Origin of the sequence: Brenneria populi (assembly GCF_036016195.1) — a bacterium.
GTDB classification, from domain to species: Bacteria; Pseudomonadota; Gammaproteobacteria; order Enterobacterales; family Enterobacteriaceae; genus Brenneria; species Brenneria populi.
Genome location: NZ_JAYWTM010000001.1, coordinates 166761 through 182937, shown reverse-complemented (window position 1 = coordinate 182937; position 16177 = coordinate 166761). Strand labels below are relative to the sequence as shown.

At 60.1% G+C, this 16177-nt stretch carries 12 protein-coding genes; 5 read left to right on the top strand and 7 right to left on the bottom strand.

Annotation, left to right across the window (positions count from 1 at the left end; translation table 11 throughout):
* Window positions 1-58 precede the first annotated feature (58 nt).
* Window positions 59-250, top strand: a complete 192-nt coding sequence (locus VSX58_RS00865; RefSeq protein ID WP_327616381.1) for a hypothetical protein — start codon at window positions 59-61, stop codon at window positions 248-250.
* On the opposite strand, the gene cobB is transcribed toward VSX58_RS00865, so the two are convergent.
* From cobB to lolC, 5 genes are all read right to left on the bottom strand, one after another.
* Window positions 237-1067: a Sir2 family NAD+-dependent deacetylase gene (gene cobB / locus VSX58_RS00860; RefSeq protein ID WP_327616380.1), complete on the bottom strand. Its 831-nt coding sequence runs from the start codon at window positions 1065-1067 to the stop codon at window positions 237-239. The two genes, VSX58_RS00865 and cobB, sit on opposite strands and share 14 nt — an antisense overlap.
* Before the next feature lie 11 nt (window positions 1068-1078).
* On the bottom strand, window positions 1079-1993 hold the full coding sequence (nagK, locus tag VSX58_RS00855; protein WP_327614432.1) for an N-acetylglucosamine kinase: 915 nt from the start codon (window positions 1991-1993) through the stop codon (window positions 1079-1081).
* A gap of 113 nt (window positions 1994-2106) precedes the next feature.
* Window positions 2107-3354 (bottom strand): lipoprotein-releasing ABC transporter permease subunit LolE, encoded by a 1248-nt coding sequence (gene lolE, locus VSX58_RS00850; protein ID WP_327616379.1) that lies wholly within the window; start codon window positions 3352-3354, stop codon window positions 2107-2109.
* Window positions 3351-4058: a lipoprotein-releasing ABC transporter ATP-binding protein LolD gene (gene lolD, locus VSX58_RS00845; RefSeq protein ID WP_327616378.1), complete on the bottom strand. Its 708-nt coding sequence runs from the start codon at window positions 4056-4058 to the stop codon at window positions 3351-3353. Before lolD ends, lolE begins: the two co-directional genes overlap by 4 nt.
* Window positions 4051-5253 (bottom strand): lipoprotein-releasing ABC transporter permease subunit LolC, encoded by a 1203-nt coding sequence (gene lolC / locus VSX58_RS00840; RefSeq protein ID WP_327616377.1) that lies wholly within the window; start codon window positions 5251-5253, stop codon window positions 4051-4053. Before lolC ends, lolD begins: the two co-directional genes overlap by 8 nt.
* 137 nt (window positions 5254-5390) lie before the next feature.
* Between lolC and mfd the strand changes: the two genes are divergently transcribed.
* From mfd to VSX58_RS00820, 4 genes are all read left to right on the top strand, one after another.
* The gene (gene mfd, locus VSX58_RS00835; protein ID WP_327616376.1) at window positions 5391-8840 is read left to right on the top strand and encodes a transcription-repair coupling factor; all 3450 of its coding nucleotides are present in this window, start codon (window positions 5391-5393) and stop codon (window positions 8838-8840) included.
* Window positions 8841-9199: 359 nt separating this feature from the next.
* The gene (gene treA, locus VSX58_RS00830) at window positions 9200-10858 is read left to right on the top strand and encodes an alpha,alpha-trehalase TreA (protein ID WP_327616374.1); all 1659 of its coding nucleotides are present in this window, start codon (window positions 9200-9202) and stop codon (window positions 10856-10858) included.
* 166 nt (window positions 10859-11024) lie between these two features.
* Window positions 11025-12377, top strand: coding sequence for a molecular chaperone (gene yegD / locus VSX58_RS00825; protein WP_327616373.1), 1353 nt, complete (start codon window positions 11025-11027; stop codon window positions 12375-12377).
* Window positions 12378-12945: 568 nt separating this feature from the next.
* A complete protein-coding gene (locus VSX58_RS00820) occupies window positions 12946-13848 on the top strand; it encodes a glutamate/aspartate ABC transporter substrate-binding protein (protein WP_327617034.1) in 903 nt (300 codons plus the stop codon).
* Window positions 13849-13953: 105 nt separating this feature from the next.
* Here the strand turns inward: VSX58_RS00820 and VSX58_RS00815 are convergent, their stop codons facing one another.
* Together VSX58_RS00815 and VSX58_RS00810 are read right to left on the bottom strand one after the other, a co-directional pair.
* On the bottom strand, window positions 13954-14493 hold the full coding sequence (locus VSX58_RS00815; protein WP_327616372.1) for a glycine zipper 2TM domain-containing protein: 540 nt from the start codon (window positions 14491-14493) through the stop codon (window positions 13954-13956).
* Between the two features lie 364 nt (window positions 14494-14857).
* Window positions 14858-16162 (bottom strand): NAD(P)/FAD-dependent oxidoreductase, encoded by a 1305-nt coding sequence (locus VSX58_RS00810; RefSeq protein ID WP_327616371.1) that lies wholly within the window; start codon window positions 16160-16162, stop codon window positions 14858-14860.
* Between the last annotated feature and the right edge of the window lie 15 nt (window positions 16163-16177).

Genomic DNA, 16177 nt, shown 5'->3' with positions numbered 1-16177 from the left:
TATTTTGGGTATCTCGGACGGCCAACGCTTCGCAGCGGATTTCAGCGAGGGGGAAACGATGCTAACGCTTTTCCGACGTATCATCCTGCGGGCGCGCCGTGCGCGCAACGTTCCGCCGCAGGAGGCGGAACGCCACTCCCGGTGCCGCGAGAGCGAATTCTGCTTCTTTAATCACGCGGCGACCTTCGCCTTCGATCAGGTCAATGAATGCGAGTGCGAACGCGCCGCCGGCCGCCCTAAAAGCGGATGATTTTGTTTTTATTCAGATAACCGTCGACAAACTCCGGCACCACGCTGCCGGCCGGACCGTAAATCTTTTCATCAAACAGGCTTTCCACCTGACTGGGTTCAAGATTCAGTTCGACCGTATAGGCGCCGTGCGCATGCGCTTCCTGTACAAATCCGGCGGCCGGGTAAACATGCCCTGAGGTGCCGATGGCGATAAAATAATCGGCCTGCGCCAACGCCTGATAGATGTTGCTCATCTCCAGCGGCATTTCGCCGAACCATACGATATGCGGACGCAGCGGCGCGGGAAACTGGCAGCAGTGGCAGCGATCTTCCACCGACAAATCCCCGGTCCAGTCAACGACCTGTCCGCTACGACAGCAACGAACCTTCAGCAATTCGCCGTGCATATGAACCACCCGCCGGCTGCCGGCGCGCTCGTGCAGGTTATCAATATTCTGCGTAATGAGTAAAAAATTATCCCCCAGCGACGCCTCCAGTTCGGCCAGCGCCAGATGCGCCGCGTTGGGCTTGATTTCAGGCTGCTGCAGCTGGCGGCGGCGTGCATTGTAAAAGGCCTGCACCAACTGCGGATCGCGTTGGAACCCCTCCGGGGTCGCCACATCTTCGACCCGGTGCTCTTCCCACAGGCCGTCGGCGGCGCGAAAGGTCCGAATGCCCGACTCCGCGGAAACGCCCGCGCCGGTTAACACAACAACTCGAGGTTTTTTCACTTCGGTTACCGCCAGATAATCTCGGTGGAAAATACGTGCCCGCAGACGCTGCTGACGCATTCGTTTCCCTTTCTGAAAACGTCCTAATCGTTGATGCGAATGCATAACTGCTCCTGCTATTTATCCATTAAGTGTAGCAAAGCCGCGCCGCGAATGCCGCCGGCGTCGCCATAACGCGCCTTGGCGATGCGCGGCGGTTTGGCGATGGGCAATAGATGCGCAGGCAAACGGGTGGGTAATATTTGATAGATTTCATCAAAATTCGACAATCCCCCGCCCAGCACCAGCAGATGGGGGTCGATAAGGGTTAACAGGTTGCCCAGGCAGGCGGCCAGCAGATCCATAAAGCGATCGACGAACGCCAGCGCGTCGGCGTCGCCCGCGCGATAGTGCCTGATAATGGTGACCGCCGGCAGCGTCTGTTGATAAAAATGCGCGTAAAGCCACTCGAATCCGCGGCCTGAAATATAATTCTCAATGCAGCCCGTCTGCCCGCAGCCGCACTTAACGCGCGGGATATCGTCGCCCAGGATCGCCAGCGCGTCGCACGGCAACCGCAGGTGGCCGATCTCCCCCGCCATGCCGTTGCGGCCGCCCACCGGCCGCCCGTTGACCACCAGCCCGCCGCCCACGCCGGTGCCCAGAATCATGCCCAGCACCACCGGGTAAGCGCGGAACTCCGCATCCCAGGCCTCCGACAGCACGAAGCAGTTGGCGTCATTGTTGATGCGGATCTCGCGTCGCAGCAGCCGGTTCAAATCCTGAGCCAACGGCCGCCCCATCGCCGCGGGTAAATTCGCGGTAAACAGCGCGCCGTTATCGCCCGTCTGGATACCCGGCACGCCGATGCCGATATGGCCTTGCGTCCCGACCTGCGCATCGGCCTCTGCGGTCAGCTCGACCAGCGTATTCAGCAGGGTTTCATAGCTATGGCGCGGCGTGGGAACCCGTTTTTGCCAGACTTTGTTCAGCCCGGCGTCGAATACGCCCAGTTCGATTTTCGTGCCGCCGACGTCAAAACCGTAATACATGGCCGCCCCTTAATAAATAATCCGCTGGCATAACGGTGAGTATACTCATCATACTTCAAGTTGCCTGTGCGTTGGCTTTCCTGCAACTCGAATTATTTAGCGTATCTAAAAGGTTACTGACCGCTTAATACGCGCGCGGGATCGATCCGGCTGGCGCGCCGCGCCGGATACCAACTGGCTATCAGGCTCAGCAGCAGCGCCGTCATCAGCACGCTGGCGACATCGATCGCATGCAATTCCGACGGCAGAAAATCGATAAAATAGATATCGCCCGATAAAAAACGATGACCGGTTATCGTTTCGATGCCGCGCACAATGTTGGTCAGTTGCAGGGTCGCCAGCACCCCCGCGACCACGCCGATCACGCTGCCCAAAAGCCCGGCCAGCAGGCCATACCAGACGAATATGGCGCGAATCAGCCCGTCCGGCGCGCCCAGCGTGCGCAGCACGGCGATATCGCCGCTTTTGTCCTTCACCGCCATCACCAGCGTGGAAACAATATTAAAACAGGCCACGCCGATCACCAGGATCATCGCCAGATACATAATGGTGCGCACCATCTGGATATCCCGGTACATATAGCCGTAGGTGCCGATCCAGCTGCGGATGCGCACATAGTCGTTGGTCGCCTCGCCCGCGCTGCGCACCAGCCTATTGGCGCTAAAGACATCGGCGGCCTTGATGGCGATGCCGGTAACGCTGTCGCCCATATCCAGATATTGCTGGGCATCCGCCAGGGGCACCAGCGCCAGGCTGTGATCGAGCTGGCCGCTAAGCTGTAAAATACCGCTGACGTGAAGGCGGATGCGCTTCGGCTGCATCAGCTTCATCTGCGGGTCGCTATTGGGGATCATCACGGTGACCCAATCGCCTTCGTTGACGTTCAGCGCCTTGGCCACGCCCTGGCCGATAACCACCTGCTGCTCGCCGGCATGAAAACGCGCCCAGGCGTCATTGATCACAAAACGCGGCAGCGCGCTGAGTTCGCTCTCCTGTTGCGGATCCACGCCTTTTATCTGAATGGCCCGCAGATTGGCGCCGTTTTCCAGCAGTCCGGTGAAGTTGATATAGGGCGCGGCGGCGGCCACCCCCGGCACCTGTTCAATTTTCGGCAGCATATTCCGCCAGCCGACGAACGGCTGGTTGACCGGTTCGACCTCGCCGTGGGGAACCACCGCCAGAATCCGATTATTCAACTCGCGTTCAAAACCGTTCATCGCGCTTAAACCGACGATCAGCACCGCCACGCCCAGCGCGATCCCCACCGTCGAGATAACCGAAATCAGCGAAACCATACCGCCGCGCCGACGGCCGCGGCTAAAGCGCAGCCCAATCAGCAGCGAAAGCGGGGGAAATTTCATCGCGGCGCTCCCATCAACGTCAGCTCCTGCTGCAGCCGACCATCGCGCATTTCCAACTGGCGGCTCAGGCGCCCGGCCAGCTGTAAATCATGGGTGACCACCAGAAACGCCGTGCCCTGACGAACATTCAGTTCGCCCAGCAGTTCGAAAATCGTATCCGCCGTACGCTGATCCAGATTGCCGGTCGGCTCGTCCGCCAGCACCAGCGAAGGGCTGTTCACCAGCGCGCGGGCGATGGCGACGCGCTGACGCTCCCCGCCGGAAAGCTCCGCCGAGCGGTGCTGGCTGCGCGCTTCCAGCCCTACCGCCGCCAGCATTTCCCGCGCTTTCTCCTGCGCCTGCGCCGCCGGAACCCGGCCGATCAGCAGCGGCATGGCCACGTTTTCCAGCGCGGTGAAATCCGGCAGCAGATGGTGGAACTGATAGATAAAGCCCAGTTCACGGTTGCGCAACGCCGATTTATCCGCCGCCGAGAGCCGGCTCATTTTTTGGCCTTTAAAGATCACCTCGCCGGAGGTCGGCGAGTCCAGGCCGCCTAATAGATGCAGTAAGGTGCTTTTTCCCGACCCCGAGCTGCCGACGATCGCCATCATCTCTCCGCCGCGCATCTCAAAAGAGACGTTGCGCAGCACATCCGTCGACAATTTGCCTTCCTGATAGCGTTTGCACAGGTTATCGCACTGCAATAACGGTAAATCACTCATAACGTAAAGCCTCGGCAGGTTGAACGGCGGCGGCGCGCCAGGACGGATACAGGGTGGACAGGAGGGCGATCGCCATCGCCGCGACGGCGATGACGGTCACCTGCAGCGGCTCTATCGCCACCGGCAGCGCGGCGCCGTCCAGCAATAATCCGAGCGCCGGCATCAGCGTATTCAACTGGCTGGCCAGCAACGCGCCCAGCGTCGCGCCCAACAGGGCGCCGATAATCCCGGCGCTCCCGCCCTGCGCCATAAACACCGCCATAATCTGGCGCTGACTCAGCCCCTGGGTTTGCAGAATGGCGACCTCGCCCTGCTTCTCCATCACCAGCAGCCCTAACGACGTAATAATATTGAAGGCCGCGACCGCGACGATCAGGCTCAGCAGCAGCCCCATCATATTTTTTTCCATCCGCACCGCCTGGAAAAGCTCGCCTTTGCGCTCGCGCCAATCTTTCCAGACCAGCCCTTCCGGCAGCGTTTGTTCGCTCAGCTCATCGACCGCCAGCGGCTGGTCGAGCCATAGCCGCCAGCCGGTGATATTGCCGGACGGGTAGCGCATCAGCCGCGAGGCGTCCTGCTGGTTGACCAACAGTTGGTAGCCGTCCACCTCGCTATTGGCGGCGAACGTCCCGGCGACGGTGAAGATACGCTGGCTGGGAATACGTCCCATCGGCGTTAGCTGGCTGGCGCTCGGCACCATCAGCCGCAGCGCATCGCCCGCTTTAACGCCCAGCTGCGAGGCCAGTTGCTCGCCGAGGATGATCTGATATTGCCCCGGCTGGAGCTGCCGCTGCGACACATTCACCAGGTAGCGCGCCAGCGGTTCCGGCTCATCGGGGGTGACGCCCAGCATGACGCCGACCGCGACGCTGCGCGCGCTTTGCAGCACCACGTCGCCGGTGGTGAGCGGCGCCAGGCGTTTCACGCCGCGCAGCGCATCGAGCGACGATGCGGGATGGGTTTGCGGATCGAGCGAGCCTTGCGTGGCGGAGATCAGCGCCTGCGGCATCAGCCCCAGGATGTTGTTCTCCAATTCACGCTCGAAACCGTTCATAACCGACAGGACGGTTACCAGCGCCATCACGCCGAGCGTGATGCCGATAGCCGATAACCAGGAGACAAACCGCCCGAAGCGGTCTGATGCCCGGCCGCGCATATAGCGCAGGCCGATGAATAGTGCGACAGGTTGATACATGAAATCCGTCTGGATGAGGTTGCCAAAGCAAAGTGTTCAAGGATAATAAAGGGTAGTACCGCTTTATGGAACCCTAACACCCTAACTCTCCGGCTTTTTCTTAGCGGATAGCGGGATCGAGACCTGACAATCAGATTATGCCTGAAAAATATCGTTATTCGTTGCCGCTGAAATCGGGCGAGCAACGCCTGCTGGGGCAATTAACCGGCGCGGCCTGCGCCGTGGAGTGCGCGGAAATTATTGAGCGCCATGCCGGGCTGGTTATTCTTATCGCCCCGGATATGCAGAACGCTTTACGTCTTCGCGATGAAATTCAGCAATTTACGCAACAACCCGTTACCACGCTGTCCGACTGGGAAACCCTGCCTTACGACAGTTTCTCTCCGCATCAGGAGATCATTTCCAACCGGCTCGCCACCCTGTATCAGCTGCCGCTGATGGAGCGAGGGGTGCTGATTCTGCCGATCAACACCCTGATGCAGCGGGTCTGTCCGCACAATTTTTTACACGGCCACGCCCTGATGCTGAAAAAAGGCCAGCGGCTGTCGCGCGACAAGCTGCGCACGCAGCTGGAACAGGCGGGCTATCGCAGCGTCGATCAGGTGATGGAGCACGGAGAGTTCGCCACCCGCGGCGCGCTGCTGGATCTGTTCCCGATGGGAAGCGAAGAGCCCTACCGCATCGATTTTTTTGACGATGAAATCGATAGCCTGCGGCTGTTTGATGTGGACACCCAGCGGACGTTGAACGAAGTGCCGCTGATCAATTTGCTGCCCGCCCACGAGTTTCCCACCGACAAAAACGCCATTGAGCTGTTCCGCAGCCAGTGGCGCGAACGCTTTGAGGTGCGCCGGGACGCGGAGCACCTGTACCAGCAGGTGAGCAAAAGCGCCTGGCCCGCGGGCATTGAATACTGGCAGCCGCTGTTTTTCGATCGGCCGCTGCCGTCGCTGTTCAGCTACTTCCCCGAGCACACGCTGGTGGTGAATACCGGCGATATAGAACAGGGCGCCGAACGTTTCTGGCAGGATATTCAGCAGCGTTTCGAAAGCCGGCGGGTCGACCCCATGCGTCCGCTGCTGCCGCCGGAAGCGTTATGGCTGCGCGTCGACGGCCTGTTCTCCGAGCTGAAGGCGTGGCCGCGCGTCCAGCTGCGCGCCGACACCCTGCCGGACAAGGCCGCCAACCATAATCTGGGCTACCGGTCCTTGCCCGATCTGGCCGTTCAACACCAGTTGAAATCGCCGCTGGATCCCCTGCGCCGTTTTATCGAACAGTTTGACGGTCAGATTATTTTCTCCGTCGAAAGCGAAGGCCGACGCGAAACGCTGCAAGAGCTGCTGGCGAGCATCAAGCTGCAGCCCACGCCGATCGGCCGCCTGGATCAGGCGCAAAAACGCGGCGCCTACCTGACTATCGGCGCCAGCGAACACGGTTTTATCGATACCCTGCGCCAGCGGGCGCTGATTTGCGAAAGCGACCTGTTGGGCGAGCGCGTCAGCCGGCGGCGGCAGGATAATCGGCGCGCGATCAACACCGATACGCTGATCCGCAACCTGGCGGAGCTGCGTCCAGGCCAGCCGGTGGTGCACCTTGAGCACGGCGTCGGCCGCTACGCCGGCCTAACCACGCTGGAGGCGGGCGGCATCAAGGCCGAGTATCTGATTCTAACCTACGCCGGAGAAGATAAGCTTTACGTGCCGGTCTCTTCCCTGCACCTGATCAGCCGTTATGCCGGCGGCGCGGACGAAAGCGCCCCGCTGCACAAGCTGGGGGGCGACGCCTGGTCGCGCGCGCGGCAGAAAGCCGCCGAGAAGGTGCGCGATGTGGCGGCCGAGCTGCTGGACGTTTATGCGCAGCGCGCCGCGAAAAGCGGCTTTGCTTTCAAGCACGACAAAGAGCAGTATCAGCATTTCTGCGCCAGCTTTCCGTTTGAAACCACGCCCGACCAGGCCCAGGCGATCAACGCCGTACTCAGCGATATGTGTCAGCCGCTGGCGATGGATCGACTGGTGTGCGGCGACGTCGGCTTCGGTAAAACCGAGGTCGCCATGCGCGCCGCCTTCCTGGCGGTAGAGAACCATAAGCAGGTGGCGGTGCTGGTTCCCACCACCCTGCTGGCCCAGCAGCATTACGACAACTTCCGCGACCGCTTCGCCAACTGGCCGATCAAAATCGGCATGCTCTCCCGCTTTCGCAGCGCCCGCGAGCAGACGCAAATCATGGAAGAAACCCGAGAAGGCAAGATCGATATTCTTATCGGCACGCACAAGCTGCTGCAAAGCGATGTGCGCTGGCGCGATTTGGGTCTGCTGATTGTGGACGAAGAGCACCGCTTCGGCGTGCGTCATAAAGAGCGGATCAAAGCCATGCGCGCCAATGTGGATATCCTCACGCTGACCGCTACGCCGATCCCGCGTACGCTGAATATGGCGATGAGCGGCATGCGCGATCTGTCGATTATCGCCACGCCGCCCGCCCGCCGTCTGGCGGTGAAAACCTTTGTGCGGGAATATGACGATCTGGTGGTGCGCGAGGCCATCCTGCGCGAAATTCTGCGCGGCGGTCAGGTTTACTATCTCTACAACGATGTGGAGAATATTGAGAAAGCCACTCAGCGGCTCGCCGAACTGGTGCCCGAGGCGCGGATGACCATCGGCCACGGCCAGATGCGCGAGCGCGATCTGGAACGGGTGATGAATGATTTCCATCACCAGCGTTTCAACGTACTGGTGTGCACCACCATTATCGAAACCGGCATCGATATTCCCAGCGCCAATACCATCATCATCGAACGCGCCGACCATTTCGGGCTGGCGCAGCTGCACCAGTTGCGCGGCCGCGTCGGACGTTCGCACCATCAGGCCTACGCCTATCTGCTGACGCCGAATCCCAAAGCGATGAGCGGCGACGCGCATAAACGGCTGGAAGCCATCGCCTCGCTGGAGGATTTGGGCGCGGGCTTTGCGCTCGCCACCCACGATCTGGAAATTCGCGGCGCCGGCGAACTGCTGGGCGAAGACCAGAGCGGACAGATGACCAGCGTGGGCTTCTCGCTGTATATGGAATTGCTGGAAAGCGCCGTCGAAGCGCTGAAGGCAGGGCGCGAACCCTCGCTGGAAGATCTGATCAGCAGCCAGACGGAAGTGGAACTGCGCCTGCCCGCGCTGCTGCCGGAAGAGTTTATTCCCGACGTCAATACCCGGCTCTCTTTCTACAAACGCATCGCCAGCGCCAGACAAGCGCACGAACTGGAAGAGCTTAAGGTGGAGCTCATCGACCGCTTCGGGCTGCTGCCGGACGCCGCCCGCTATCTGCTGCAGGTGGCCGAACTGCGTCAGCAGGCCCAGCAGTTGGGCATAAAACGCATCGAGGGCCATGAAAAAGGCGGGTTTATCGAGTTCAGCGAGCAGAACCGCGTCGATCCGACCCACCTGATCGGGCTGCTTCAGCATAACCCCGGCGTTTACCGCCTGGACGGACCGACGCGCCTGAAATTCATCAAGGACTTAAGTTCCCGCCCGCAGCGTATCGAGTTTATCCATACCCTGTTAGGCAATATGGCGCAGCATACGCTGGCGGCGTAAACCCGCCGCTATCCCCGCGCAGGCGAGGATCTGTTATTCAGATAATGCGTTGATATCAGAAAGATTCCTGCCTGCGCAGGAATGACGAATTGGGCAGTGGACGGTAAATGACCACGTTGTCAACGGTCTGAAACAACAGCGTGTTGTTTGATTTTTCCAACGAACTCCGATGCGCGGCGATAGTTTTATCAACCGCCTGCGCGCAAAAAATTTGATCGGCGCCTCACTTTTCCGCCGTTACGGACGATCGCCGCCGCTGACGGACTACGCTTAGGTATTCGGCACATGCCTTTCACGGTCAGGCCGGGGCGCCGAATGCACCGCTCCTCGGCGCCGTCCATCAGCGAGGAGATTCGCGCATGATTTCCGCTTTTCCGCGTGGCATAAAAACGCCGCTGCCGCCCCTTATTCTGGCGTTAAGCCTGGTCATGCCCTTTGCGGCGACCGGCCATCCCGACCCAGCCGGCGCGCCGCCCCTGCCGCCCGATGTGCTACTGGGACCGCTGTTTAGCGACGTGCAGCAAGCGCGGCTATTCCCCGATCAGAAAACCTTTGCCGACGCCGTGCCCAAACAGGATCCGGCCGTTATCCTTGCGCGTTACGCGCGACAGAAAAACGCGCCCGATTTCGATTTTCCCGGCTTCGTCGCCAGCCATTTTACCCTGCCGCAAGACGGCAAAGCCTATGTGCCGCCGGCCGGGCAAACCTTACGCCAGCATATCGACGGCCTGTGGCGCGTGCTGACGCGCGCCGCCCCGCGGGCGAAACCGTACGACTCGCTGCTGCCGCTGCCCTACGGTTATGTGGTGCCCGGCGGACGGTTTCGCGAGATTTACTACTGGGACAGCTATTTCACCATGCTGGGACTGGCGGAAAGCGGCGACTGGACGCTGGTGCGAAATATGACCGATAACTTCGCCCACGAAATCGACAGCTACGGCCATATTCCCAACGGCAACCGCACCTACTATCTCAGCCGTTCGCAGCCGCCCTTCTTCTCGTTTATGGTGGAACTGCTGGCGCAGCATGAAGGAGAAGAGGTCTACGCCCGCTATCTGCCGCAGTTGAAAAAAGAGTATTACTACTGGATGCGCGGCAGCGTAGGGTTGCCGAACGGGCAAGCCCGCGATCGCGCGGCGCGTCTTGATGACGGCAGCGTGCTGAACCGCTACTGGGATGAGCGCGATACGCCGCGTCCCGAATCCTATATGGAGGATATGACGACGGCGTCCAAAGCGACCGATCGCCCGGCAAGCGAGGTTTATCGCGATTTGCGCGCTGGCGCCGCGTCTGGCTGGGATTTCAGCTCCCGCTGGCTGCGCGATCCGCAGGATCTGTCCAGCATCCATACCACCGATATTATTCCGGTAGATCTGAATTCGCTGCTGTTTCATCTGGAGCAAACGCTGGCGCACGGCGCCGAGGCGGCCGGAGATCCTCAGGCGGCGCAGCGGTTCCGGCACGCCGCCGATGCGCGCAAGCGGGCCGTCAATCGCTATCTGTGGCATGAACGCGGCGGCTACTATAGCGACTATGACTGGCGGCAGAAGGCGGTAACGCCGTCGATCACCGCCGCCGCGGCGTTCCCGCTGTACGTCGATATCGCGCCGCGCGATCGGGCGGCGTCTACCGGCGAGGCGGTGCGCAAGCAGCTGCTTAAGGAAGGCGGACTGGCCACCACCACCATCAATACGGATCAGCAGTGGGACGCGCCGAACGGCTGGGCGCCGCTGCAATGGGTCGCCGTCGCGGGCTTTAGCCGCTACGGCCAGGAGGCGCTGGCGCAGGCCATCGGAAGCCGTTTTCTCAGCAACGTGCAAACGCTGTATGACGCCGAGCATAAGCTGGTGGAGAAATATGTGGTGGAAGGCCCTGGATTCGGCAGCGGCGGCGGCGGCGGCGAATATGCGCTACAGGACGGCTTCGGCTGGACCAACGGCGTCACGCTGAAGCTGATGGCGCGCTATTGCGCCGACGTGGCGGCCTGTCGGCGCGCCGAACACGTCCCCGCGCGGTGAGCGCATCGCCGCTCGGGCGGCGAAATCCCGCGCCCGTTATACCTTTCGAGAGGAAAAGCGACGCGCATGCAGCCTGAAGTATAACGAATAAACACATCCTGCTTTACAACCCGGGGATTAACGCAGTAAAGTCCCCAACCTTTTTTCATGGCGTGGGGAATTCAGGATGTTTATCGGTTTTGACTATGGCACGGCCAACTGCTCCATCGCAGTAATGAACGCCGGCGTCCCGCGGCTGGTGCCATTGGAAAACGACTCGCCGTATTTATCTTCCCTGCTCTGCGCTCCGGTACGCGAAGCGGTCAGCGAATGGCTGTGGCGCCATCATCAGGTCGCGTCCGCGGGGGAAAGCGCGCTATTGCTGCGCCGCTCCATCAGCTATAACCGCGACGAAGATATCCGCGTTCACGCCGACAGCGTGAAGTTCGGACGCCACGCCCTGCGGCAGTATATCGCCGACCCGGAAGAGACCTGGTTCGTTAAGTCGCCCAAATCCTTTCTCGGCGCGGGCGGCCTTCAGCCCCAGCAGATCGCGCTGTTTGAGGATCTGGTCTGCGCCATGATGCTGCATATCCGCGAGCAGGCCGAGCGGCAGCTGGGGCGCGCCGTCACGCGGGCGGTTATCGGCCGCCCCATTAATTTCCAAAGCGTCGGCGGCGAAGAGACCAACCGGCAGGCGCAGGGCATTCTGGAACGAGCCGCGGAGCGCGCCGGTTTCCGGCGCGTCGCCTTTCAGTTCGAACCGGTTGCCGCCGGCCTGGATTTCGAAGCGACGCTCAGTAAAGAAACCCGCGTGCTGGTGGTCGATATCGGCGGCGGCACCACCGACTGCTCGATGCTGCTGATGGGGCCGGAGTGGCGCCATCGGCGCGAACGCCAGCAAAGCCTGCTGGGGCACAGCGGCTGCCGGGTCGGCGGCAACGATCTGGATATTATTCTGGCCTTCAAACGGTTGATGCCGGCGCTGGGGATGAACGGCATGACGGAGAAAGGCATCACGCTGCCCAGCCAGCCCTGGTGGAATGCGGTGGCGATTAACGACATTCCGGCGCAGAAAGAGTTTTACAGCGCGGCGTGCCGTACCCTGATCGATGAAATGATACGCGACGCCCGCCAGCCCGATGCGGTAAAACGTCTGCTGACCGTCTGGCGCCAGCGCTTAGGCTATCGCCTGGTGCAGTTGGCGGAGACGTGCAAAATCACGCTGTCCGATGAGACGCTCGCCGCCGCCGATCTGCACTTCGTCGAACCCGGCCTGACGGCCGCCGTCAGCAATAGCGAACTGAAGGCGGCGATAGAGCAGCCGGTGCTGCGGATTCAGCAACAAATCGAGCTGGCGCTGCAGGCCAGCGAAACCCGTCCCGACGCGATCTACCTGACCGGCGGCAGCGCCCGCTCCCCGCTGCTGCGCCAGGCGATAGCGCAGCTGCTGCCGGGCATTCCCATCACCGGCGGCAATGATTTCGGCTCCGTCACCGCCGGCCTGGCGCGCTGGGCGGAAGTGTTATTCCGCGACTGACGCCCCTTTATGCCGGGCGACGCTACCCGGTCGGGAACGCCCCCTGCCATTCCGCTGAAGCCATTCACTCCGGCGCGGTTTATCGCGCCGGATATGCCCGCCATCCGCGGCTAAAGCGCTTCGTCGCACCAGTATGGTGCATATTACCGCCCTCCCTTTTCGCCTTCCGCCGCCCGCCGCGCCCCATTTTCGCTAAGATCGCGGTCGCGCCCACACCGCGACGCTTGTCATTTATCCCTCGTAAGCCGCCGGTCACGAGGTTCGCGGATGGCATCAATATTGCTTAATCTTAATAACGAACATTTTCGCCGTAGCGTCGCTCGCCGCCGCTAGGGTCCGCATATGCAAACGGAGCATCTTGATGAAAAAACAGACACGCAGCCTGCTGGAAAAGTTAAATATTACTCGCCCCGTTGACGGGGCTAGCCCTTCAGGCCGCCGCAGCGGCGTTCAAAAACGCGCGCGTTTTTGTAGGGGAAACCCGGAGAGCGATTCCCGCAGGGACATCTCCCCCTCGCGGTCGCCCCGCGTATCTCGATCCGCCAGGCGGGGTGGTCAACAAACTCAGATACTGGTCTCTTTGCTGCTGGCTGGGCTCGCCTGCAATACGGTCAACGCCGCGGATACCGGTTCAGCCGGCGTCGCGCCTCAGGCTGAGACGCTCAAAAAAATCAAAGAGACCGGCACTATCGTGGTCGGACACCGCGAATCCTCCGTTCCCTTCTCCTATTACGACAACCACCAGCAGGTGGTCGGCTATTCGCAGGAGTATTCGAACGCCATTGTCGACGCGGTGAAAAAACAGTTGGCGATGCCCGACCTGACGGTGAAAATGATCCCGATTACCTCACAGACGCGCATTCCTCTCTTGCAAAACGGCACCATTGATTTCGAATGCGGCTCCACCACCAATAACGCCGAACGCCAGCAGCAGGTCGCCTTCTCCAACTCTATTTTTATCGTCGGCGGGCGCCTATTGGTCAAAAAAGACGGCGGCATCAAAGATTTCCAGGATCTGGCGGGAAAACCGGTGGTCACCACCGCCGGCACCACCAACGAAATTTTGCTTAACCAGCTGAATGATAAAAATAAAATGAAAATGCGCATCATTTCCGCCAAAGACCACAGCGATGCATTCCGCACGCTGGAGAGCGGACGCGCGGTCGCCTTCTATATGGACGATCCGCTGCTGGCCGGTGAACGCGCCAAGGCGAAGAAGCCGCAGCTGTGGGATATCGTGGGCAGTCCGCAGTCTCATGAAGCCTATGGCTGCATGCTGCGTAAAAACGACCCCGAATTTAAGCGGCTGATGGACGACACCATCGCCCGGGCGCAGACGAGCGGCGCGGCGGAAAAATGGTATCAGCGTTGGTTTACCCAGCCGATCCCGCCCAAAAACATCAATATGAGCTTCGTCATGTCCGACGATATAAAGGCGCTGTTTAAAACGCCGAACGATCGTATTTTATAACCGGATTTACGCTGGAAAAACGGCGCAGGACGGCGCCAAGGGCGTTGCCCAGGAGAATCGTCATTTCTGGGCAACGTAGAGAAGAGCCGCGCTGATGGCAACGCATCAGGTCCGTTGGTTAAGGATTAACTGACCGTTCTTATCGAGCGGAATCTGCGTGCCAGGATCGCGGTCCATCCGAATTTTCCCCTGCTGATCGCCGATCTTATAAGTGACGTCGTAACCCAACACTTTTTGCGACTTGTCATACACCGTTTGGCAGCGCTGCTGCGTCGTGGTGTAAGTGTCGTTCTCCTGCATACTGCCCTGCACTTTGTTGCCGGCATAGCCGCCGGCCAGGGCGCCCGCCACCGTCGCCACGTCCTGACCGCGACCGCCGCCGAACTGATGCCCCAATACGCCGCCGGCCACCGCGCCCAGCACCGAGCCCGCTATTTTATGCTCGTCCTGAACCGGGCGCCGATGCGTGGTCGTCACGTTACGGCACTCCTGGCGAGGCGTTTTAACCGTCTCTTTGATCGGCGTCGCCGTCAGCACCTGAGCAAACTGCGGCCTGGATGAAAAAACATCCATATTCGCCACCGCCGCAACCCCTAAGGCCGCGGCTACGCCAATACCCACACCCGCTAACATTGATTTGTTCACAGGATACCTCCCGAATATATTGCTACGCATCGCGTCTACCGCGATGAATCCGCAGGTTTATCTGAAGGTTTGTCTTCAGAACAGGCGACGTCCCACGCCGCCAATAAACAGAAGGAAGTCTGCACAATGTTCACGGTTCCCGCAATAAGACTTATGAACCAAATATGTTATTTTCATAACATAAAAATACAAATTGAGAATTATCTTAACGAGAATCACTAATGAAACGATATTTTGTTCTGAATAACGCCCGGCGGCGCGCTATAGACCGATACGGCGTAAAACCGGATAAGAGAAAGCGCCCTAAAGATTGACCTTTAGGGCGCTCTCTTCCGCAAAGCGGCCGGCGTCCCGGCGCTCGGTATTAATGCAGTTTAAGGCGGGGACGGATAACCCGGTTAATGCCGCCGACCAGCATCATCAGGCCGGTTTTTATATAACCGTGCAGCGCAATCTGGTGCATGCGATACAGCGAGATGTAAACGAAGCGCGCGATACGCCCTTCGACCATCACCGAACCGCGCATCAGGTTGCCCATCAGGCTGCCGACCGTACTGAATTTGGATAACGACACCAGGGAGCCGTGATCTTTATAGACGTACGATTTCAGCGACTGCCCGTTCAGCAATGCCAGAATATTGGCGTAGCAGCGCGACGCCATCTGGTGCGCGGCCTGCGCGCGCGGAGGAACAAAGCCGCCGCCCGCCTGCGGACAAGAGGCGCAATCGCCGATAGCGAAAATATTGGCGTCGCGCGTCGTCTGCAGGGTCGGCTCGACCACCAGTTGGTTGATGCGATTGGTTTCCAGACCGGCGATATCCTTCATCGCGTCCGGCGCCTTAATCCCGGCGGCCCATACCATCAGGTCGGCCTCGATAAACTCGCCGTCTTTGGTATTCAGCCCGCCGGCCTCGGCGCTGGTTACCATGGTCTTGGTCAGGACCCGCACGCCGATATTGGTCAATTCCTGATGCGCCGCGGCGGAGATGCGTTCGGGCAGCGCGGGTAAGATACGCTCGCCGGCCTCGACCAGCGTCACGTTCAGCGTGTCGTTGTCCAGCGCGTCAAAACCGTAGCTGTGCAGCTGTTTCACCGCGTTATACAGCTCCGCGGAGAGTTCGACCCCGGTGGCGCCGCCGCCGACGATAGCGATATTTACCCGATCTTTTCCTTCCGTATTGGCCGAGAATTTCAGAAACAGGTTCAGCATTTCATTATGGAAGCGCCGCGCCTGTTGCGGGTTATCCAGGAAAATGCAGTGATCTTTCACTCCCGGCGTGCCGAAATCGTTGGATGTGCTGCCCAGCGCGACAACCAGAATGTCATAAGCGATCTTGCGGGCCGCGACCAGTAGCTCCCCCTGCTCATCACGCACTTCAGCCAGTTGAATAGTCTGCTCCTCACGGTTGATATCCGTCAGCATACCCAACTGGAACAAAAAGCCATGGTTGCGGGCGTGGGCCAGATAGCTCAACGCATCCATATCGTCGTCCAGCGATCCGGTCGCCACTTCATGCAGCAGCGGTTTCCACAAATGGCTGGGGTTACGATCGACCAGCGTGATCTCCGCTTTCTTCTTACGGCCCAGTTTGTGACCCAAACTGGTCGCCAGCTCGAGTCCACCGGCTCCCCCACCGACAATAACGATTTTTTTGCTTGGTGATGTCAAAATGACCCCCTAAAA

Excerpts from the sequence above, each read along its gene's own strand:
- mfd (WP_327616376.1), top strand. The coding sequence starts at position 5,391 with ATGCCTGAAAAATATCGTTATTCGTTGCCGCTGAAATCGGGCGAGCAA.
- cobB (WP_327616380.1), bottom strand. The coding sequence starts at position 1,067 with ATGCATTCGCATCAACGATTAGGACGTTTTCAGAAAGGGAAACGAATG.
- yegD (WP_327616373.1), top strand. The coding sequence starts at position 11,025 with ATGTTTATCGGTTTTGACTATGGCACGGCCAACTGCTCCATCGCAGTA.
- lolC (WP_327616377.1), bottom strand. The coding sequence starts at position 5,253 with ATGTATCAACCTGTCGCACTATTCATCGGCCTGCGCTATATGCGCGGC.
- VSX58_RS00865 (WP_327616381.1), top strand. The coding sequence starts at position 59 with ATGCTAACGCTTTTCCGACGTATCATCCTGCGGGCGCGCCGTGCGCGC.
- treA (WP_327616374.1), top strand. The coding sequence starts at position 9,200 with ATGATTTCCGCTTTTCCGCGTGGCATAAAAACGCCGCTGCCGCCCCTT.
- lolE (WP_327616379.1), bottom strand. The coding sequence starts at position 3,354 with ATGAAATTTCCCCCGCTTTCGCTGCTGATTGGGCTGCGCTTTAGCCGC.
- nagK (WP_327614432.1), bottom strand. The coding sequence starts at position 1,993 with ATGTATTACGGTTTTGACGTCGGCGGCACGAAAATCGAACTGGGCGTA.
- lolD (WP_327616378.1), bottom strand. The coding sequence starts at position 4,058 with ATGAGTGATTTACCGTTATTGCAGTGCGATAACCTGTGCAAACGCTAT.